Origin of the sequence: Hymenobacter sp. 5516J-16, assembly GCF_022919335.1 — a bacterium.
Classification (GTDB): domain Bacteria; phylum Bacteroidota; class Bacteroidia; order Cytophagales; family Hymenobacteraceae; genus Hymenobacter; species Hymenobacter sublimis.
The window spans coordinates 1090959-1111811 of the sequence record NZ_CP095058.1; the positions used below are offsets into that span (position 1 = coordinate 1090959).

The window sequence follows — 20853 nt, forward strand, 5'->3', positions numbered from 1 at the left end:
AGCATGCTGATTTCGCGTAGGCAGAAGCAGTTTTACTTGTTCTCGCCTACCCCTCGTACCGTGTCTGAACCTCAACTGCACCCCAGCGCCCACCTGTTTCAGGTGCGCCACCCCGACTGGGCCGCCAACGCCACCATCTACGAAGTTAACCTGCGCCAATACACGCCGGAGGGTACGTTTCGAGCGTTTGAGGCCCACTTGCCCCGGCTGGCTTCCATGGGTGTGAGCATCGTGTGGCTGATGCCGATCCACCCGATTGGGGAAGTGGAGCGCAAGGGCACGCTGGGCAGCCAATATGCCGTGCGCGACTACTTCGGGGTGAACCCGGAGTTTGGCACCCTCGACGACTTGCGCCACCTCGTGCACACCGCCCACCAACTGGGCCTGCGCGTACTGCTCGACTGGGTAGCCAACCACACCAGCCCTGATAACCTACTAGTGCAGGAACACCCCGAGTGGTACCAGCACGACGAACACGGCCAGCTGGTGCCTCCCGTACCCGACTGGACTGATGTAGTAGCCTTCGACTACAGCCACCCCGAGCTGCGCCGCTACATGACCGATGCCCTGCTCTATTGGGTGCGCGAGGCCGACATTGACGGGTACCGCTGCGACGTGGCCGGGCTGGTGCCCACCGATTTCTGGGACGCCGCCCGCCGGGAGTTGGACGCTGTAAAGTCCCTGTTTATGCTGGCCGAGTGGGACGAGCTGTACCCCTCGGGCGGCCTGAGCTGGGAGCGGTTCAACTCCGACACCAAGCTGCTGGAAAAGGCCTTTAACATGACCTTTGGACTGCGCCTGCACTACCTGCTTGACCACATTGCCGAGGGCAAGCAGCCACTTTCCGCCATTGACGAGTACTTGGCCGACGAGCGGGCCAAATACCCGCCCTCGGTGTACCTCATGCACTTCACCAGCAACCACGATGTAAACAGCTGGGACGGCACCGAGTACGAGCGCCTCGGCCCGCTGGCCCTCCCCTTCGCCGTGCTCACGGTGCTGCTGCCGGGTATGCCGCTGGTGTACACCGGCCAGGAAGCGGCCCTCAATAAGCGTCTGGCCTTCTTCGATAAAGACCCCGTCGACTGGCAAGACTACCCCCTCCAGGAATTCTATACCCGCCTGCTCCAGCTCAAGCGCCGCCACTTTGCCCTGCAGAACGGCGACCCGCTCAGCCGCTTCCAGCGCCTGGCGGGCCCTGATGACACGTACTGTTTTCTGCGCAGCAAGGGACTGGCCGCCGTACTCGCTGGCATTAATAGCAGCCTTGAGCCGCAGGTGCTTCACCTTCCCGCGGAGGCCGCCGGCACCTGGCTAGATGCGTTCAGCGGTGAACAGCTCATGTTCCGGGCAGGCGAAGAACTCGTGTTGCCGCCCCAGGGCTGGCGGGTGCTAGAAAAACAGTAAGGTCTGCCTACTCTGTAGCATCCTTCTGAACGTCTCTATCTCACCGGGCTACCGCTTACCTGGTCCGTAGAGCACCTGCCCGGCCCGCCGGCCGGTGTGCTGCCCGGCCCGGACGGTGAGGCGGCCGTTCACCAGCACGTACTTCATGCCGGTGGAATACTGGTGGGGCTGCTCGAAGGTAGAGCGGTCCTGCACGGTGGCGGGGTCGAACACCACCACATCGGCGGCAAAACCGGGGCGCAGTAGCCCGCGGTCCGCGAAACCAAAGGTTTGAGCCGGCAAGCTGGTCATGCGGCGGATGGCTTCCTCCAGCGTAATGATGTGCAGTTCGCGCACGTAGCGGCCCAGCACCCGGGCATTGGAGCCGTAGCCGCGCGGGTGGGGCGCGCCTTCCCGCCACACCCGAATGCTGGCGTCGGAAGCTACCATGTTCTGGGGGTAGCGCAGAATGCTTTGCACGTCGGTTTCGCTCATGCCGTGAAATACCATGCCGGCGTCGTACTGCAATACCAGCTCCAGAATGGTGGCGGCCTCGGCGCGGGCCTTGTGCGGGCGCCCCCGGCGGCGGTTGATTTCCTCGATGCTCAGGCCCTGGTAGCTGGTATCGGGTGGGAAGCTGGCTACTACGGCGTAGCTAAAGTGCTTGAGCTGGCGCCCCCGCAGGCGCGCCAGCATGCTGGCCTCCACGGCCCGGCGCACGGCGGGGCGGGCTAGGCGCTGGCGCAGGGAGTCGCGGCCATCGGCCTGCACGGCATCGGGCAGCAGGGTACTCAGGGAGGTAGAGCTGGCCGTGTACGGATACTGATCAATGGTGACTTGCTGACCGCCGTGGCGGGCCTGATCCAGCAGGGCCAGCATCTCGGCGGTGCGGCCCCAGTTCTGCTGGCCGCCCAGCTTGAGGTGGGAAATCTGGACGGGCAGCCCGGCCTCCCGCCCTACCCGCAGGGCTTCCTGCATGGCCAACTGCACACTGTCGCTTTCGTTGCGCATGTGGGTGGCGTAGAGGCCGTGGTAGCGGGCTGCTACCTGGGCCAGTTGCACCAATTCGGGCGTGCGGGAGTAGGTACCCGGCACGTAAATCAGCCCCGATGATAACCCCACGGCACCGGCCTGCATGGCCTGCTCCACTAAGTTTCCCATCTGGCTTAGCTCGGCGGGGGTAGGCTGGCGCTGGGCCCGGCCCATCACGGCTTTGCGCACGGTGCCGTGGCCCACCAAGGAAGCGGTGTTTACGGATAGATGCAGGCTGTCGAGGGTGCGGAAGTAGCGGGCCAGGTTGGGGCGGGAGGAGCCGCAGTTGCCGGTCACTACGGTCGTGACGCCGTCGTAGAGGAAGTTGTCGGCGGTGGGCTGGCGCACTTCATCGTCCTCAATGTGGGTGTGCACATCGATAAAGCCTGGGGCCACGGCCATGCCGCGGGCGTCCAGCACGGTGTCGGCGGGGTAATCAGCGGGCAGCCGGCCCACGGCCACAATGCGGCCTTCCCGCACGGCCACGTCGCCGAGCGTCCAGGCGTTGCCGGTGCCATCATAGAGGCGGCCGTTGCGGATCAGGATGTCGGCCCGCGGGGTTTGAGCCGCGGCCAGGCCAGTGAGCAGAAGAAGGGAAATCAGCAGGGTACAGCGCATAGAAACGTAAGGTAGCGCCAGAGCGAGCTACTTTTCGAATCTACTACAGGTGCAGCGTGGTTTAGGTAGCCCTGGCTTAATTGCGCGGTTGTTGAGCTGCGCTTCCTGGCAGCGCTGGCCAGTGCCTCGCGGCTTGCCGTTAGCTGTTTTTAACGCCAGGCATGGTACCAGAGGCTTTCTGCTACAGCCACTGCATTTCCCGCAGAATAGCTTCCGTGAGGGCTCGGCGGCCGGCGAGGAACCGCTCGTCGGCTTTGGGGCCGCGCTGGGGCTCCACGTTGAGGGCAAAAATGGCCGTGCGGCCGTCGGCACGCTCTACCCAGCCCACAAACCACCCGTTGTCGGGGTTAGTAGCCGAGTGAAAGCGCCAGCCGGTTTTGCCATACAGGGTGTAGGTTGGCGTTTTCTGCAAGATGAGCAGTTGCTTTACCGCCCGCTGGTGACGCACTGCCAGGGGTAAGGTTTCGGCCTGCAGGCGCCGAAGGAAATCCACCTGCTCAAACTGACTGATGCGCGAGCTACCATCAAGCCAAAACGTATCGAGGGTACCAGGCGTGACGACAATGCCGGGGTAGCGCAGCTTCCGCAGCCACTGCTGGTAGGACGGCACACCCACCTTCCGGGCTAGCTGCTGGTAGCACGGCACGCAGGAAACGCGCAGGGCGCGGGCGTAAGGCATATCCTGGTTCCACTGCGGGAAGTCGCGCTGCACTCCATCCCAGCGGCAAATGGTGGCCGTATCGGGCAGGGCACCGGTTTGCAGGCCAATGAGCGTGTTCGGAATTTTAAAGGTGGAGGCCGGCAGAAAGCCCTGGCGGCAGCGCTTTTCCTGGTAGGCGGTAAAGCGCCCAGTAGCCGTTTCATAGAGCAGAAATGAGCCCCGCACCCCATACTGGTCGAAGTGTTGCTGCAGGTTGCGCTCCGTAACCCGGGGCGCGGGCGCGGCACCAAGCAGCAAACAACCGAGGCTTAGCAGAAGGTAGCAAATCCGTAGCATGGCCGCGAAGATAGGAGCCGCACCGCAGCCGGGCGCGCCGGCAGCCACGCTTTTGCGCTTTCAGAACTCCTATTGGGCCGGCGGTGGCGGGACGAGCTGCTGAACAAGGCGCGCAATACGCTGCTGCCGCGTTTCGGGGCGGCGCGCGGCGGCCAGTTGCTGAAGGTGCTGTTTGCGGCGGCTGGGGGCCATACGGGCAAAGTGCTGCTCAGCGCCGGGGGTAACGGCTAGGGCTGCGGCCAGGTCGGGCGGCACTAGCAGGGCATCTACCTCATTCAGGGCGGCCCAGCTGCCGTCGTGCTGGGCGGCGGCTATTTTGGCTTGCCCGGCCGGCATGAGCAGGCCCGCGGCGGCTAGCTGCTCAATGCGCTTTTTGTTGACCGCCGACCACACGCTACCCTTTTTTCGGGGCGAAAAGTACAGTTGAAAGCACGTGTCATCGACTTTGCGCGGTGAAGAGTCGATCCAGCCGAAGCACAGGGCTTCCTCCACGGCTTCAGCGTATGAAAGGCGCTGAGGTCCACTGCCTTTCTTGTAGAGTACCAGCCAGATACCTACCGGCTGGGTGTGGTGGGCGACTAGCCACGCCCGCCACTCCGCCCGACTGGGGGCATCTACTATTTCCAGGGTATCGAGTTTGGTAGCCATCCGGGAAAATACGAGCTGGCGCGCCCTCGTCCTAACCTCCGGGCGGCCCGCCGGTTTACGGTATCGTTTCCTTTCCTTACGTACCTACTTTATGCAACACCGTGAACTGGGCCGCTCCGGCCTGCGCATTGCCCCGCTCGTGCTGGGCGGCAACGTCTTCGGCTGGACCGCCGATGAAGCTACTTCCTTCCGTATTCTCGACGCCTTCGTGGGCGGGGGCGGCAACGCCATTGACACCGCCGATGGCTACTCTGTGTGGGTGCCGGGCCACGTCGGCGGCGAGTCGGAAACTATCATCGGGAAGTGGCTGCGCCAGCGCGGCCGCCGCGACGATGTAGTTATTGCCACCAAAGTCGGCTGGGAAGTAAACCCCGAAAACAAGGGCCTGAAAAAAGACTACATCCTGCGGGCCGTGGAGGGCTCCCTGCAGCGCCTGCAAACCGACTACATCGACCTTTACCAGTCGCACAAAGACGACCCCACGACACCCGTGGAGGAAACCCTGGAAGCCTACGCCCAGCTAGTGCAGCAAGGCAAGGTGCGCGTCATTGGGGCCTCGAATTTCGATGCGGCCCGCCTCCGGGAGTCGGTGGAAGCTAGCGCCCGTCTGGGTTTCCCGCGCTACGAGTCCTTGCAGCCACTCTACAACCTCTACGACCGGGCCGAGTTTGAGCAGCAGTTGCTACCCCTGGTGCAGGAGCACAACATCGGCGTGATTCCGTACTACGGGCTGGCGGCGGGCTTCCTCACCGGCAAGTACCGCACCGCAGCCGACCTGCAGAAAAGTGCCCGCGGGGGCGGCGTAGGTCAGAAATACCTAAACGAAAAAGGCCTGCGAATTCTTGGCGCCCTGGATGCCGTGGCGGCCCGCCAGCAAGCCACGCCCGCCCAGGTGGCCCTAGCCTGGATTATGGCCCAACCCGGCCTTACGGCACCCATTGCCAGCGCCACCAGCCCCGAGCAGGTAACGGAGCTGCTGCACGCCACCGAGTTGCAGCTAAGCCCCGACGATATACAAACCCTGAACGAGGCCAGCGCCTAGCTTATGCCCCCACAACCACATGCGCCGCGGATGAGGGAACAGCTACCCTACTCGCGGCGCATGCAGTTGTGAAAGGTTTTGGGTTTAAACGTTGCCGCGAGGCAAAGGCCTGGTACTCCGGTCCGGCAACTTCTGCCAGCCCCAACTGAAGGCCGGAGGTGGGTGCTTACTGCCGATGAGCCTGCAGCCAACGACGAGAAGCTATTGGTTTGTGACCTTCCTTCTGCAACTTTTGCGCTTCCCCGGCTTTTACCTATGACCATTCGTACCGCTACCCGGCCCGACCTTGACGCCCTGTATTCCATCTGGTGTGAGCTAATGGACTCCCACGAGGCCTACCACCCCGTTTTCGGGTACTACCGCCAGGCTGAACCGGAGCTGAAACGCGTGCTGCTTCAACGCTTGCAGGAGCCGTACACCCGGTTTTTTGTGGTGGAAAATGCGGACGGTCTGATGGGGTTGCTCGTGGCCATGTACCAGATTGGCAACAACGGCATGCACTTCAACCGGCGCGGCTACATTGCCGAAACCATTGTGCGCCCCCAGTACCGGCGCAACGGCCTGGGCCGGCTGCTGTTTGAGACGGCCAAAGACTGGCTTACCCGCCAAGGCGCCGACCACCTGGAGCTGCAGGTAGCCGTGGCCAACCCGGCCGGGGTGCAGTTCTGGACGGCGCTGGGCTTTGCGCCTTCCACCTACCACTTCGTCTTGCCCCTGACGCCGCCGCGCTAACGCGCTGGCTTTCCGGCTTGGGTGGGGTTAATGCCGATTTAATTAACTGTATGGTTGTTACCTGCGTTAGACCAAACACGGCCGTATCGGCCGGTTTGCCATTTCGCTGTGTATGCTCCTTGCCGCCTCCATTACCCCCTTCGACTGGAACCGCATCCTTTGGTCCGACGACGCGCCGCCACTGTACCTTCTGGAAGTGGCGGCGCGTTGCGTGTTCACTTATATTCTGACGCTGGGGGTGCTGCGCATTACCGGGCGGCGCGGGGTCAAGCAACTTTCCTTGTTTGAGTTGAGCATTGTGCTGGCCCTGGGCTCGGCGGCCGGCGACGCCATGTTCTACGACGACGTGCCCCTGAGCCACGTCGTGGTGGTGTTTGCGGCCGTGGCCCTCATGTACGTCGGCTTTAACCGCCTCACCGAGCACCTGCCGCGCTTTTCTGACTGGCTGGAGGGTGCCCCGGTGCTGTTGGTAGAGGAAGGGGTCGTGAACATGAGCAACTTCCGCAAGCAACGCCTCAACCAGAAAGAGCTGTTCGGGGAGCTGCGCCAGCAGCAGATCGAACACCTGGGCCAGGTGCGGCGCGTATACATTGAGGCCACCGGCGAAATGAGCATTTTCTTTTTCGATGATCCGGACGTGCGACCTGGCCTCCCCATCTGGCCCGAGCGGGTAGACGCCGCCGTGCGCCGCGTGAGCGAGGCCGGCAACTTTGCCTGCGCCCAGTGTGGCACCGTGCAGCTGCTGCCCCGCGGCGGCGTCGCCACCTGCCCCAGCTGCCAGTGCGACAAGTGGGTGCCCACCTGCGACGACAAGCGGGTGCAGTAACGCACTCCATTTCAATCACTGTAGAAAGCGGCGGCTACTCTCCGGCGTCGCCTACGGGCGGCAAGGACGCGGTGCGTAGCTGAGTAGTCAGCCAATGTACTACGTCTGCATCCACTTGGTCGCGGCACTCATCTAGGCCGTGGCGGCAACCGGGATAAAGCAGCAGTTCTTTGGGCTGCTGGGCCCGTTCGTAAATGTTCTCCGAGCACCGATGAGGTAGTATTTCATCGTCGGTGCCGTGCAAAACCAGCAGGGGCCGCGGGCTTACTTGTGAGGCCAGGTCGGTGCCATAGGTTTGGCTGCTCATGGCTACCACTGCTCCCACCACCGGGCTCAGGGCACCGGCACTCACTACCACGGCACCCCCAAACGAATGTCCAACTAACCCAACTGGCCCGTAGCCGCGCTGCTCCGCCAGGTATTGCACGGCCAGCAGCACATCAACCACGCAGTCCTCTAAGTAATTAGGTTGGCGGTAATGCAGGCGCAGGGAAGCAATACCGCGCTCCGCCAGCTGCCCCGCCAGCCGCGGATACATCCCGCCAGCGGGCCCATCCAGGCCCCCGCCCGAACCGCCTACCCACACTACCACGGCCGCGCCGGGGGTAGCCGGGTGCAGGCGGGCGGTTATTGGGCCGGCATTTGTGTGCAGGGTGAGCTCTTCTACTCCTGCCGCGTACCGGTCTAGCGTTACGACTTCTAACTCATACTCTTGCGGTTGCTGCTGTGCCATGGGTGCGCCGGCGTTGGTGGTACTTGGTAAGGTGTACTGCTCCGGCCCGAAATGGATGCCGCTGAGGTTCTCCGTAGGGCCCGCTTGCCAGCGCATCGTATAGCTTTGCGCCTCTTCGCTGCTTGTTTTCTCTTGTTGCCCATGCTACCCCTGCTCCGCGTTCATCACATTGCCATTATCTGCGCCGATTACGCCCGCTCGAAGCAGTTTTACACCCAGGTGCTAGGCCTGCGCATCATTCGGGAGGTGCACCGGGCCGAGCGGGAGTCGTGGAAGTTAGACCTAGCGCTAGGCGAGCAGTATAGTATTGAGCTGTTTTCGTTTCCTGCCCCGCCCGCCCGTCTTAGTCAGCCGGAGGCCACTGGCTTGCGCCACCTGGCTTTCGCCGTGTCGGACATAGAAGCCACCGTGCGCCACCTCGCCAGCCACGGAGTAGCCGCTGAGCCCGTGCGGGTAGATGAGTTTACCGGCCGCCGCTTCACCTTCATTCAGGACCCCGACGGGCTGCCGCTGGAGTTTTATGAGACTCATTAACTCAGCTGGTTGGAGCTATATTGCAGAGCCATATCTATCCATTTATCCCTTACCTATGCATTAGCTCGCTTCTAATGACAACAACAGTATGAGAGATGGTTCTGACCAATTAGATCAGCTTTTACAGCTGCATAGTGAAAACGAAGTTGTTGAGTTCAAAGAGGCAAAAAACACGTTCGACTTCGACAAGTTAGGCCAGTATTTCAGTGCGTTAAGCAACGAAGCTAGCTTACAGGGTACGGAAGCGGCTTGGCTTGTTTTTGGGGTCGATGATCAGAAGCAAGTAGTAGGGACTTCGTTTCGGCAGGATAGTGGTAAGTTGCAGAGTCTTTACCGCGAAATTGCTGACCAAACAGGCAACCGGCTCACATTTCGTGCAATACACGAAATATTTTGTGAGGAAAAACGAGTACTTCTGTTTGAAATTCCTCCTGCTGCTCTAGGTTCCCCTACTTCTTGGAAAGGCCATTACTACGGCCGCGATGGTGAAAGTCTAGGTCCGTTGAACCCCGATGAGCGTCGTCGTCTTGAATGGCAAGGTCAAACCATTACGCCATTTGAGCGTCGTTTTGCATTCCTTAATGCTAGCGTTTCGCATATCCTTAGTCTACTCGACTGGGAGGGTTACTACAAACTTTTCAACTATCCAAAGCCCACCAACGCGCAGGATGTTGTCGCTCGTTTCGTGATGGATAAGATAGTGATCCGAGAGAATCAAGTTCTTCATATTACTAACCTTGGCGCAGTGTTATTTGCCCGCGACTTACGACAGTTTGACCAGTTAGAATACAAACGGCTACGGATAATTTTCTATGACGGCACTGGCCGCACCGGAGGTAAGCAAGAGCACACAGGTCATCGTGGGTATGCTCTAGGGTTTGAAAACGCACTCAATTGGCTGAATGAAAAGCTACCTAACCGAGAGGAAATTGGTTCGGCAAGACGAGTACATATTGCTACGTATCCACCCAAAGCTATTAGAGAACTATTGGCCAATGCATTAATTCATCAGAACTTCGATACATCTGGCTCTGCACCAATGGTCGAAGTATTTACTAATCGTATTGAAGTAAGTAATCCTGGTGTGCCCTTAATTAACGTGCTTCAGTTTCTCAATCATCTGCCGGTTAGTCGTAATGAAGCTATTGCAGCCACTATGCATGCCCTTGACTTTTGCGAACGACGAGGTAGTGGTATTGACCGCATTGTAGAGGAGTGTGAAAAACACTTACTCCCAGCTCCAGATTTTATTCGGGGGACAATTTTACCCAAGCTATTTTATACGCGCCTAGGCTGCTACGTGAAATGAGTGCCCGAGACAAAGTAAGAGCGTGCTACCAACATGCTTGTTTAAAGCTAGCTAATGGTGAAACTATGTCCAACCAGTCTTTTAGAGAAAGAATGGGAATAGCTGAAAAAAACTATCCTATGGCTTCACGTATTATCTCTGATACACTAGAAGCTGGTCTTATAAAACCATATGATCCGGATAACAAGTCGAAAAAGCAAGCTCGGTATGTACCAGTTTTAAACTAAATCTTATGTAACGGCTGTGTAACTGGCGAATATAAAAACGCCATTTCCATCCCATACTATCTGTTTTTTTATGTAACGGTTATGTAACTCCCCTTACTATGCCCAACCAGCCGCAACCACTCCCCTACCTCATTATCGATTTCGACAGCACCTTCACGCAGGTAGAAGGCCTCGATGAATTGGCCGACATTGCCCTGACAGGTCAGCCGAACCGGGAGGAGGTAGTAAGCGCCATCCGGGCCCTGACGGACCGGGGCATGAGCGGGGAGTTAAACTTCTCGGAGTCGTTGAAGCAGCGGCTGACCCTGCTGCCGGCCCGGCGGGAGCACCTGCCCCTGCTAGTGGAGCGCCTGCGCGGCAAAGTATCCGAAAGCATTCAGCGTAACCGCAGCTTTTTTGAGAAGTTTCAGGGCCGCATTTACATTGTCAGCAGCGGCTTCCGGGAGTTTATTGAGCCGGTGGTGGCCGAGTTTGGCATCGACGCCGCGCACGTGCTGGCCAATACCTTCTCCTTCGATGCCGAGGGCCGCATTACCGGCTTCGACCCCGAAAACGTGCTCAGCCGCGACGGGGGCAAGATTCTGCAGTTGCGCCAGCTCGACCTGGACGGCGACGTGTACGCCCTCGGCGACGGGTACACCGACTACCAAATTCGGGAGGCTGGGCTGGCCAACCGCTTCTACGCCTTCACCGAAAACGTGCACCGCGCAGCCGTAGTAGCCCGCGCCGATGAGGTGCTGCCTTCCTTCGACGAATTTCTCTACCAGAACAAGCTCCCGATGACCCTCTCCTACCCCAAAAACCGCATCAAAGTTCTGCTGCTCGAAAACCCCGACCCGCGCGCCGCCGAGCTGTTCCGCCAGGAAGGCTACCAGGTAGATACCGTGCCCGGTGGCCTCGACGAAGACGAGCTAGTGCAGCAGATTGAGGGCGTGAGCATTCTGGGCATCCGGAGCAAAACCCAGGTAACGCAACGGGTGCTGGAGGCTGCCAACCGCCTCATCAGCATCGGGGCGTTCTGCATCGGCACCAACCAGATTGATTTGACGGGCTGCATGAAAAAGGGTGTGGCCGTGTTCAACGCCCCCTTCAGCAACACCCGCTCAGTGGTGGAGCTGGCCCTGGGCGAAATCATCATGCTGGCCCGCCGCATCCCCGAGAAAAGCCCCAAAATGCACGAGGGCGAGTGGGATAAATCGGCCAAGGGGTCGTTTGAAATCCGGGGCAAGAAGCTGGGCATCGTCGGCTACGGCAACATCGGCGCCCAGCTCTCGGTAGTGGCCGAGGCCGTGGGCATGCAGGTGCTGTACTACGACGTGGCCGAGAAGCTGCAGCTCGGCAACGCCGTAAAGTGCCGCACCCTGGAGGAACTGCTCCGCCAGTCCGACATCGTCACCCTGCACGTGGATGGCCGCCCGGCCAACACCAACCTCATCGGGGCTACGGAGCTGGCCATGATGAAGCCCGGCGCCCTGCTGCTCAACAACAGCCGCGGCCACGTGGTGGACGTGCCCGCCCTGGCCGCCGTGCTTCGCTCGGGCCACCTGGGCGGCGCTGCCGTCGACGTGTTTCCCTACGAGCCCAAAACCAATCAGGAAAGCTTCGAGAGCGAACTACGCGGCTTGCCCAACGTGCTGCTCACCCCCCACGTGGGGGGTAGCACGGCCGAGGCCCAGCGCAACATTGCCGAGTTCGTGCCCGAGCGGATTATGCAGTACGTGAATACCGGCAACACCCAGCAGAGCGTCAACTTTCCCAACATTCAGCTGCCCGAACAGCAGGCCCACCGTCTCATCCACATTCACCACAACGTGCCCGGCGTGCTGGCCCGCATCAACAACGTGCTGGCCCAACACCACGTCAACATCCTGGGGCAGTACCTGAAAACCAACGAGCACATCGGCTATGTGATTACCGACATCGACAAGCAGTACGAGCCGGAGGTAATCGGGGAGCTGCGCAAGGTAGAGCACACCATCAAGTTCCGGGTGCTGTATTAAGGGCGTGTGCCTAAGAAGATTCACTAGACCGTCATGCAGAGCCGGAGGCGAAGCATCCGGCGTGCAGTCGTTGCCATAGTACTCAGACGTCAGCACGCCAGATGCTTTGTCTCCGGCTCTGCATGACAGCCTTCGTGAAATAAATTCACACGCCTTCTTACAAGATAGATCTTACCCCCGTTTCTACAGCCGCTCCCGAACCTGGCCTAGGATCTTCTCCATCTCGGCGCGTACGGGAGCATCATCGCCGGGCAGGTTGTTGTTCAGGAAGCTGAAGGCCAGCAGCCGACCGGACTTGGTCCTAATGTAGCCTACTAAGTTGTGATTGTTGGTGAGCGTACCAGTTTTGCCCCACAGCCAAGGTTTACCCGCCACGGGGCGGTAGCGCCGACGCAGAGTACCTTGTCCGCCGCCGGCGGCCAGCAGGCTCAGCAGGCGCGGCTCCGCTACCTCCTGATGCAGGCGCAGCAGCAACGCCACCAGCGTACGAGGCGTCACGAGGTTGAGGCGCGAGAGGCCGGAGCCATCAACCCACACTGGGGCATCGGGCAAGCCCGCGAGGTAGCGCTGCTGCACCACTTGGATAGTACGGGCCGTGTTCAAGGAGTCAAGGCGGAGCGAGGAGGAGCACAGCAGCAGGAGCTGCTCGGCTAGGAAATTGTCGCTCACCCGAATCATGCGACGATAGAGCGAATCGACGGGTAGCCCGCGCAGCGTGTACACCGCATCTTGGGGCCGCAGGCGTAGCGGCACGGGAAGCACGGGGCGGCGCAGGGTGTCCTGAAGCAGTTGCAGGAGCAGCGCCGAGCTCGTTCGAAACGGTGTTTCGTCGACCCAGTTTTTCGTGGCTGGAAACACGGTGAAGCGGTTTTCCAGCGGCACCCGACGCACGTGGTCATCGGCCGGATTGGCGGTTCCTGCTGGGGCCATTTCCGTGAGTGGCCGGAAGAAGCGCGGATGCACGTGGGGTAGCGCCGGACCTGGTTTACCGTAAAAACGCACCGTGTGGCCGTACACCGGAAAGGCCCCGCGCTCGGGCTGAAAGTAGTAGTTGTAGTCGTCCCAGCTCCACCCCGGCCCGAAGGCGGTAACGGTGGGCACCTCGGCGTAGAACAGCTTTTCGGGCCTATTTTGCAAGAAGATAAAGGCCCGCCGGGAGGGTACGTCGCCGTGGAGCAGGGTAGGGTCGCCGGTTCCCCAGAACACGAGGCTGTCGGGGCGCACCACGTAATGCAGACTGGGCAAGGAATCGGGTAGCAAGCGCAGCCCGGCGTAGAGGCTGAACAGCTTCATGGTGCTGGCCGGGGTGAAATATCGGTCGTCATTCAGCCCAAATAGCTGTTGCCCCGTGGCTACATCCGTCAGGCACACGCCCACGTGGTGCCGCCGCAACACCGCCGAAGAAGTAAGCAACTGCTCTAGCCACGGCAAACCAGAAGCAGGTGCAGGAGTAGCAGTGGGCAGTATTTGGGCAGTAACAGGAAGCCCAAGCGGCAGGTACAGCAGCACGAGCAAGGCGCGTTGCAGCAAGCGAAAAAACGGCATCAAGGCAGAAGTGATAAGCAAAACACCCGCAACTTGGGCAAAACCACCGCGCTTTTCAACTGCTGCGCTTGTTTGAGGGTAGTAAAAGGTTTCTACCATCATGCTTCGCTGCGCCCGGCATGACGGGCTTTTACCTATTATCCGCGCCAGGGCAGTTTTGCCTCGTAATCAGTTTCAAACCCAACTATTCCCGGGCAATAGACAGTTATTTCCTCGAGCCCGCGCCTTGGGAAGCCATAATTTCGTAGGGGTGGCCCCGCGGGCAAAGGCAACCCGCTCAGAACCTGGCAGTATGAGTTGGTATATCCATCACCTACAGCCTGCTTCTATGTCCATCACCAATGAACTGTTCCATACCGTGTTGCGCCACGCCAGCCAAGAGGTTTCGCGCAAGGAGTTTCTGAGCCTGGCCGGACGCGGGCTAGCTGTGGGCGTAGCAACTAGCACGCTAGCCAGCTGCCAGGATAAGTCGGCTTCCGCTTCGGCCGCTACTACCCCCACTACGGGCACGCCCGCCTCGGAGGTAGATGCCAGCACCGTGTATGCGGCCCCAGGTGGCCAGCAGATACCTTCTTCCGAGGCAGTGTCGCCGCCGGCCAAGGTACCCGCCGACCTGAACAAGCCCATCGAACTGGAAGCCTGGAAGTCGGACGTGGACCCACAATCGGGTCCGGTGCCTACCCCCTGCCGCCTGACAAACGCGTGGGTTACGCCCTGGTGGGCCTGGGCCACCTAACCCTGGAGGAGCTGCTGCCAGCCTTTGGAGAGTGCAAAAAATCGAAGCCGGTGGCCTTGGTCAGCGGCTCACCGGAGAAGCTTAAGAAAGTGGCTCAGCAATATGGCATCAAGCCCGAAAGCTGCTACAGCTACCAGGATTACGATAAGCTCAAGGACAATCCCGAAGTGCAGGTTATTTACATTGTACTACCTAACTCCATGCACGCCGAGTACACCATCCGGGGGGCCCAGGCCGGCAAGCACATCCTCTGCGAAAAGCCCATGGCCAACTCTTCGGCCGAGTGCGAGGCCATGATTGCGGCCTGCAAAAAAGCCAATAAAAAGCTCATGGTGGCCTACCGCATTCAGTACGAGCCTTACAACCGGCAGGTGAAGGAGATGGTGCGCGGCAACAAGTTTGGCAAGCCCAAGTACATCGAAGCCCAGAACAGCCAGAGCTCCGCCAACCCCGACCACTGGCGCCACAAACAGGACTTGGCCGGCGGCGGTGCCCTCCCCGATATTGGCCTCTACTGTCTCAATACCAGCCGTTTTGTGCTGGGCACGGAGCCTACCGAAGTGTTTGGTTATTCCTACAGCACACCCGGCAACCCCTTGTTCAAGGAGGTAGAGGAAGCCATGTCGTGGCAGATGCGCTTCCCCGACGGCATCATTGTCAACTGCATTACCCACTACAATACCCACGATTCCCGGTTTTACCGCGTGAACACCGAGCGAGGCTGGATTCACGTGGATAACGCCTACGCCTACACCGGCCAGCAGCTGCAAACATCCCACGCCGAAGGGCCCGCTAAGATGAAAAACCAGGTGGTGCTGAGCGAGAAGAACCAGTTTGCCGCTGAAATGGACCACTTTTCGGAGTGCGTGCTGGAAGACAAGCCGCCCCACACTCCCGGCGAGGAAGGCTTGCAGGACCAGCGCATCATGGAGGCCATCTACCAATCGGCCCGTGAGGGCCGCCCGGTAAAGCTGACGCCAGTGCAAGGCACCGATGTATTCCGGGGCCCCGAACCGAAGCAGGCGTAAAAAGCATAGTATAGTCGACTACCAGCAGGCCTCCAGGGCCCACCAGAACAGCTGTTCTGGTGGGCCCTGGAGGCCTGCTGGCGCTTGGTTGCCGCTTAAAATTCTTTCTCAATTAGTTCATTATTGAGAAAGGCGCCCGCTTTAGAGCCATTAGCGGCGGCTAGCGCCAACTGCCGCATGGGGATGCTATTGTCGCCGGCCGCCGACACGCCCGGCACGGAGGTTTGCCCCACTTCATTTACCCGAATAAGCCCTTGCTCAGTCAGTTCACAGCCTAACTGTTGAGCCAAGGTGCCCGGTAGTACAAACGGCACGCGGGCATACAGCGCCGTGAGCTGCCGCCGCAGCTCTCCTGCCAAGCGGAGGTGGTGCAGCTGGCCCTTACTGTGCTCAATTTCAATCAGCGGCGCTTCCACTATCCTTACCCCATGCGCAACGAGTTGGGTGACCTGGGCCGCCGACAGCGTGGACGGGCCGTTGGTAAACAGCTGCAAATCGGGCGTCCAGTGGCGAATAAGGCGGGCAAATTCAAAGCCCATGTCCCCGTTGCCAAGTACCCCCAGCGCCTGCCCGCTTACCTCATAGCCGTGGCAATAGGGGCAGTGCAGCACCGATATTCCCCAGCTCTCGGCAAAGCCAGGCACCGGCGGCAGCTGGTCGTGTACGCCGGTAGCTAGCAGCACCCGCCTCCCCCAAAAGGTTTGCCCTTCAGCGGTAGTAAGCTGAAACAGATCGTCCTTTCTTGCTGCCTGCGTCACGGTAGCTGTTTGCAGGTGCACGGTTGGGTAAGCTTGTAGCTGCGCGCGACCCAGGGCCAGCAGTTGGGCCGGCGTTTCACCGTCGCGGGTGAAAAAATTGTGCGAATGCGGGGTTTGGCGGTTGCAGGGCTGGCCGCCATCCAGCACCACTACCCGGCGCATGGCGCGGCCTAGGGTAAGAGCTGCACTTAAGCCGGCCGTGCTACCCCCAATTATTACTACGTCAGCAACAAAGTCAGTTTTCATACGAGCCGAGGTCCTAGAGGTAGGTAAGTAAAACTAAGGTAAATATATGAAACATTGTTGCATTTATAGACCCGTTCCCTCTAGCCTTGGTCCCGCTTTTCGCGTGTAGCACAAAGTTTCGTGAGCGGCCCCGGATATATCCGCTAACTTTGTTTCCCGTTATGCCAGACCGAACCCCTACCCCCACGGCTGCAACGGCCAAGTACATTTTCGTCACCGGTGGAGTGACCTCCTCGCTGGGCAAAGGCATCATCTCGGCCTCCTTGGCCAAGCTGCTGCAGGCCCGCGGCTTCCGCGTCACCATCCAGAAGTTCGACCCCTACATCAACATCGACCCCGGCACGCTCAACCCCTATGAGCACGGCGAATGTTACGTCACGGACGACGGGGCCGAAACCGACCTCGACCTGGGCCACTACGAGCGGTTCCTGAACGTACCGACCTCCCAGGCCAATAACGTCACGACCGGCCGCATCTACGACCACGTCATCACGAAGGAGCGCGAGGGCGCCTACCTCGGTAAGACCGTGCAGGTGGTGCCCCATATTACCGACGAGATTAAACGGCGCATGCTGCTGCTGGGCCAGACTGGCGACTTCGACGTAGTGATTACCGAAATCGGGGGCTCCATTGGTGATATTGAGTCGCTGCCCTTCGTGGAGTCGGTGCGCCAGTTGCGCTGGGAGCTACCCGAAAACAGCTCCCTGGTTATTCACCTCACCCTGCTGCCCTACCTCAAGGCGGCCGGCGAGCTGAAAACCAAGCCCACCCAACACTCGGTGCGCGACTTGCGCAGCGCCGGCCTGCAGCCCGACATTCTGGTGTGCCGCTCCGAGTATCCGATTCCGGCCGAAATGCGCCGCAAAATTGCCCTGTTCTGCAACGTCAACATTAACTCCGTAATCGAGAGCCTGGACGCGGACAGCATCTACTCCGTGCCGTTGCTCATGCTGAAGGAGCACCTCGATGAGCGGGTTATCAAGAAGCTGAAGCTGCAAGGCGGCGCGCCCCAACCTGACTTGGAAGCCTGGAAAGACTTCCTGGGCCGCTTGAAAAACCCCACCGAGGAAGTGACCATTGCCCTGGTAGGTAAATACGTAGAGCTACCCGACGCCTATAAGTCTATTAATGAGGCCTTTGTGCACGCCGGTGCCCAGAATGAGTGCAAAGTGACGGTGCGCAGCATTCAGTCGGACCACATCAACCCCGACAACGTGGCCCAACTGCTGCACGGCGTGGATGGCGTGCTGGTAGCACCTGGTTTTGGCGAGCGGGGTTTCGAAGGCAAGATTCTGGCCGTCAAGCACGTGCGCGAGAACAACATTCCGTTTTTCGGCATCTGCTTGGGCATGCAGGTAGCGGTAGTAGAGTTTGCCCGCAACGTGCTGGGCCTGCCCGAAGCCTCGTCTACGGAGATGAACGCCCAGACGCCGGCTCCCGTCATTGCCATGATGGAGGAGCAGAAAAGTATCACCCAGAAGGGCGGCACCATGCGCCTCGGGGCCTACGACTGTGAGCTGCGCCGGGGCTCGAAAGCAGCCAAAGCCTACGGCCGTAACCACATCAGTGAGCGGCACCGGCACCGCTACGAGTTCAACAACGAGTACCTGAAGCAGTACGAGGAAGCTGGCATGATTCCCTCGGGCCTCAATCCCGAAACTGGGCTGGTGGAAGTAGTAGAGCTAGCCAACCACCCGTGGTTTGTGGCCGGGCAGTTCCACCCCGAGCTGAAAAGCACCGTCCAGAGCCCCCACCCGCTGTTCGTGCGCTTCGTGCGCGCCGCTATCCAGAACCGCAAGGGTAGCAGCGGTGAAATGATAAACTAGTGAGCTGGTACATCTCATCCACTCACTAGTTGTTCGTCATGCCGAGGCGCGGCCGAAGCATCTCGCCCGAGTCGTTGAGTTAGCACTACAACGTCAGCACGCGAGATGCTACAGCTGCGCCTCGGCATGACGTTCTTTTTGCATTTTCTGGCTGTAGCTGACTCACTTTCTCTTCTACCTACCCCTCTATTTCGCCTTTCCACCTGACAAAAGTGCCGCCGCGAAAAATATTCGCCTGACAAGTCCGACCTTTGCGGCAGCGGCGCCGGATTTTTGCTGGCGGCATACCTTCTCTTCTTTATTCGCCTTCACTAGTATTTGAATGGACCGAAATTCAGCAATAGGCATCTTCCTGATGGCTGCCTTGCTTCTGATTTACCTGCAGTTCGCGCCCAAGCCGAAACCCGAGCCCGCGCTGCAGCCCGCCAAAACTGCCGCGGCCGCGCCTGGTGCCACTCCGGCAGCTCCCGATTCGGCGGCTCTGGCCCAGCAGCTTGGCTCGTTTGCCGCCGCGGCCCAGGGCACTGCCCAAACCGCTCAGCTGCAAAACGAGAACCTGACGATTACCTTCTCGTCGAAAGGCGGCCGGATTGAGGCCGTGCGCCTGAACAAGTACAAGACCTTCCGGGGCCAGCCCCTGGATTTGCTCGATGCCCAGAGCGCCCAGCTGGACACCCGCTTCCGCACCACCGACGGCCGCCAGATCAAGCTTTCTGACCTGTACTTCCGCCCTGAGCCTCAGGGTAGCAACGAACTGCGCTTCGTGGCCGACGTGGCCGGCGGCCAGATCGAGCAGTTATATTCACTACCCGCTAATAGCTTTGAGGTAGGCTACAAGCTGCGCTTCAACGGGTTGACGGCGACCCTAGCCCAGGAGCCGGTAACGTTCACCTTCCTCGACCGGGTGCGCCAGACCGAGCAGGTGGCCAAGCAGAACCGCAACCACACCACCATCAACCACTACCTCGCTTCCGGCGACCATGCCGCCCTGACCGAGGCCTCCGAAAACCCGGAGGAAATAAAGATTACGGAACCCGTGAAGTGGGCCGCCCACAAGCACGACTTCTTCGTGGCCGGCATCATTGCCGATAACCAGTTCAGCAACGGGCAGTTCAACTCCTCGGTGAACCTGGAGGACACGACCTACCTCAAGACCTTGAGCTCTACTTTGAGCATTCCAGCTGCCGACGTGCAGCAGGGCAAGGCTAACTTTCGCTTCTATTTCGGGCCGAACGCTTATAACATCCTGAAGGAAGTAACGCCCGGCTTCGACCGGAACGTGTACCTGGGCTGGGGCTTGTTCCGCTGGGTTAACCAGTTCGTGATTCTGCCCGTGTTCCACGTGCTGGAGAAATTTGTGAGCAGCTACGGCATCATCATCGCCCTGCTGGTGGTGCTGATTAAGCTAGTGACCTGGCCCTTGACCTATAAAACGTATGAGTCGCAGGCCCGCATGAAGGTGCTCAAGCCCGAGCTGGACGCCATCAAGGAGAAGTACCCTGACGACCAGATGAAGCAACAGCAGGAGCAAATGAAGCTCTACCAGACCATGGGGGTCTCGCCGCTGAGCGGCTGCGTGCCCACGCTGCTGACTATCCCGATCCTGTTCGCCATGTTCCAGTTCTTCCCCAATGCCATCGAACTACGGCAGGAGCACTTCCTGTGGGCCAAGGACCTGAGCACCTACGACGACCTGATTAAGCTGCCCTTCAACGTACCGTTCCTGGGCAACCACATCAGCTTGTTCACGCTGCTGATGACGATTTCGACGCTGGCCATGACTTACCAGAGCAACCAGGCCAACCCAGCGGCCATGCAGGGCCCGATGAAGTTTTACAGCTACCTCATGCCGCTGGTGTTCTTCTTCGTGCTTAACGACTTCGCCGCCGGCCTGACCTGGTACTACCTGGTTTCGAACCTGGTAACTCTGGGCCAGCAGGCCCTCACCCGCCGGTTCGTCGACGACACTAAGGTGCGCGCCAAGTTGGAAGCCAACAAAGTGAAGAACAAAGACAAGAAGCCCTCCGGCTTGGGTGCCCGCCTCGCCGACGCCATGAAAGCCGCCCAGGAGAAAGAAGCCCAGACTCGCCAGGCCGGCCGCAACACCGCCGCCGATGATACAGATGATTCTGACACTGAGCCCGGCACCGGTGCCTCGGATATTTCGCCCAAGCGCCCCGCAAAACGCGCCGCTCGTAATTCGGAGCAGTAGCGTAGAAACGACAACGCCCTGTTGCCTTCCGGTAGCAGGGCGTTGTCGTTTTACGTGGTCTATATGTAGAGTGAGGTAGCTCCCTAACCCTCAGTACCGCCTGTTGTTCTTTTCTGCAGCAACCTGTCTAGTTCAGGTCAATTAGGCCGAGTGAACAGTCAGGGCTTATGGATTGCACAAGGCCGTCATGCCGAGCGGAGCGAAGCATCTCTACCTCTGGCTAACTCCAACGCTTGCTCAGACGAAGCGGTAGAGATGCTTCGGCTGCGCTCAGCATGACAGTTAATTTGGCAACATCAACACGCGAGATGCTTCGCTCCGCTCTGCATGACGGTCTTTGAGTTGACGTTAGTAGTTCCTCCCATCTGTCATTCCGAAGCAGAAGAAATGACAATGGTGCTACTTCTATTGCTACTGC

General features: G+C 59.7%; 17 protein-coding genes. 11 read left to right on the forward strand and 6 right to left on the reverse strand.

What is annotated here, in order from left to right; translation table 11 throughout:
• Positions 1-60 precede the first annotated feature (60 nt).
• Positions 61-1407 carry an alpha-amylase family glycosyl hydrolase gene (locus tag MUN84_RS05375; protein WP_244696969.1) on the forward strand — a complete coding sequence of 449 codons (1347 nt, stop codon included), beginning with the start codon at positions 61-63 and terminating at the stop codon, positions 1405-1407.
• 48 nt (positions 1408-1455) lie between these two features.
• Here MUN84_RS05375 and MUN84_RS05380 read toward each other — a convergent pair whose 3' ends face one another.
• The 3 genes from MUN84_RS05380 to MUN84_RS05390 form a co-directional block, all read right to left on the reverse strand.
• Positions 1456-3036, reverse strand: coding sequence for an N-acyl-D-amino-acid deacylase family protein (locus MUN84_RS05380; protein ID WP_244696970.1), 1581 nt, complete (start codon positions 3034-3036; stop codon positions 1456-1458).
• 181 nt (positions 3037-3217) lie between these two features.
• Positions 3218-3994: a class D beta-lactamase gene (gene blaOXA, locus MUN84_RS05385; protein ID WP_244696971.1), complete on the reverse strand. Its 777-nt coding sequence runs from the start codon at positions 3992-3994 to the stop codon at positions 3218-3220.
• Between the two features lie 108 nt (positions 3995-4102).
• A complete protein-coding gene (locus MUN84_RS05390; RefSeq protein WP_244696972.1) occupies positions 4103-4681 on the reverse strand; it encodes a YdeI/OmpD-associated family protein in 579 nt (192 codons plus the stop codon).
• Between the two features lie 91 nt (positions 4682-4772).
• Between MUN84_RS05390 and MUN84_RS05395 the strand changes: the two genes are divergently transcribed.
• The 3 genes from MUN84_RS05395 (at position 4773) to MUN84_RS05405 (ending at position 7281) form a co-directional block, all read left to right on the forward strand.
• Positions 4773-5723 carry an aldo/keto reductase gene (locus MUN84_RS05395; RefSeq protein WP_244696973.1) on the forward strand — a complete coding sequence of 317 codons (951 nt, stop codon included), beginning with the start codon at positions 4773-4775 and terminating at the stop codon, positions 5721-5723.
• A 255-nt stretch (positions 5724-5978) separates the two neighbouring features.
• Positions 5979-6455, forward strand: coding sequence for a GNAT family N-acetyltransferase (locus MUN84_RS05400; RefSeq protein WP_244696974.1), 477 nt, complete (start codon positions 5979-5981; stop codon positions 6453-6455).
• A gap of 112 nt (positions 6456-6567) precedes the next feature.
• Complete coding sequence (locus MUN84_RS05405) at positions 6568-7281, forward strand: DUF421 domain-containing protein (RefSeq protein ID WP_244696975.1); 714 nt, start codon at positions 6568-6570, stop codon at positions 7279-7281.
• A 34-nt stretch (positions 7282-7315) separates the two neighbouring features.
• Here MUN84_RS05405 and MUN84_RS05410 read toward each other — a convergent pair whose 3' ends face one another.
• A complete protein-coding gene (locus MUN84_RS05410; protein ID WP_244696976.1) occupies positions 7316-8014 on the reverse strand; it encodes an alpha/beta hydrolase in 699 nt (232 codons plus the stop codon).
• Between the two features lie 141 nt (positions 8015-8155).
• On the opposite strand from MUN84_RS05410, the gene MUN84_RS05415 reads away from it, so the two are divergent.
• The 3 genes from MUN84_RS05415 to serA all read left to right on the forward strand — a co-directional run bounded on the left by MUN84_RS05415 (position 8156) and on the right by serA (position 12084).
• On the forward strand, positions 8156-8548 hold the full coding sequence (locus tag MUN84_RS05415; protein WP_244696977.1) for a VOC family protein: 393 nt from the start codon (positions 8156-8158) through the stop codon (positions 8546-8548).
• Between the two features lie 88 nt (positions 8549-8636).
• Positions 8637-9857, forward strand: coding sequence for an ATP-binding protein (locus MUN84_RS05420; RefSeq protein ID WP_244696978.1), 1221 nt, complete (start codon positions 8637-8639; stop codon positions 9855-9857).
• 325 nt (positions 9858-10182) lie between these two features.
• Positions 10183-12084: a phosphoglycerate dehydrogenase gene (gene serA, locus MUN84_RS05425; RefSeq protein WP_244696979.1), complete on the forward strand. Its 1902-nt coding sequence runs from the start codon at positions 10183-10185 to the stop codon at positions 12082-12084.
• Between the two features lie 183 nt (positions 12085-12267).
• Here serA and MUN84_RS05430 read toward each other — a convergent pair whose 3' ends face one another.
• Positions 12268-13629, reverse strand: coding sequence for a D-alanyl-D-alanine carboxypeptidase/D-alanyl-D-alanine-endopeptidase (locus MUN84_RS05430; protein WP_244696980.1), 1362 nt, complete (start codon positions 13627-13629; stop codon positions 12268-12270).
• Between the two features lie 328 nt (positions 13630-13957).
• On the opposite strand from MUN84_RS05430, the gene MUN84_RS23600 reads away from it, so the two are divergent.
• Positions 13958-14365 (forward strand): hypothetical protein, encoded by a 408-nt coding sequence (locus tag MUN84_RS23600; protein ID WP_317239125.1) that lies wholly within the window; start codon positions 13958-13960, stop codon positions 14363-14365.
• The gene (locus tag MUN84_RS05435; protein WP_317239126.1) at positions 14332-15393 is read left to right on the forward strand and encodes a Gfo/Idh/MocA family oxidoreductase; all 1062 of its coding nucleotides are present in this window, start codon (positions 14332-14334) and stop codon (positions 15391-15393) included. Before MUN84_RS23600 ends, MUN84_RS05435 begins: the two co-directional genes overlap by 34 nt.
• A 95-nt stretch (positions 15394-15488) precedes the next feature.
• Here the strand turns inward: MUN84_RS05435 and MUN84_RS05440 are convergent, their stop codons facing one another.
• Positions 15489-16397, reverse strand: coding sequence for an NAD(P)/FAD-dependent oxidoreductase (locus tag MUN84_RS05440; RefSeq protein ID WP_244696981.1), 909 nt, complete (start codon positions 16395-16397; stop codon positions 15489-15491).
• Positions 16398-16558: 161 nt separating this feature from the next.
• Between MUN84_RS05440 and MUN84_RS05445 the strand changes: the two genes are divergently transcribed.
• Together MUN84_RS05445 and yidC are read left to right on the forward strand one after the other, a co-directional pair.
• The gene (locus tag MUN84_RS05445; protein ID WP_244696982.1) at positions 16559-18223 is read left to right on the forward strand and encodes a CTP synthase; all 1665 of its coding nucleotides are present in this window, start codon (positions 16559-16561) and stop codon (positions 18221-18223) included.
• Between the two features lie 322 nt (positions 18224-18545).
• Positions 18546-20435 (forward strand): membrane protein insertase YidC, encoded by a 1890-nt coding sequence (gene yidC / locus MUN84_RS05450; protein WP_262920652.1) that lies wholly within the window; start codon positions 18546-18548, stop codon positions 20433-20435.
• Positions 20436-20853: the final 418 nt, after the last annotated feature.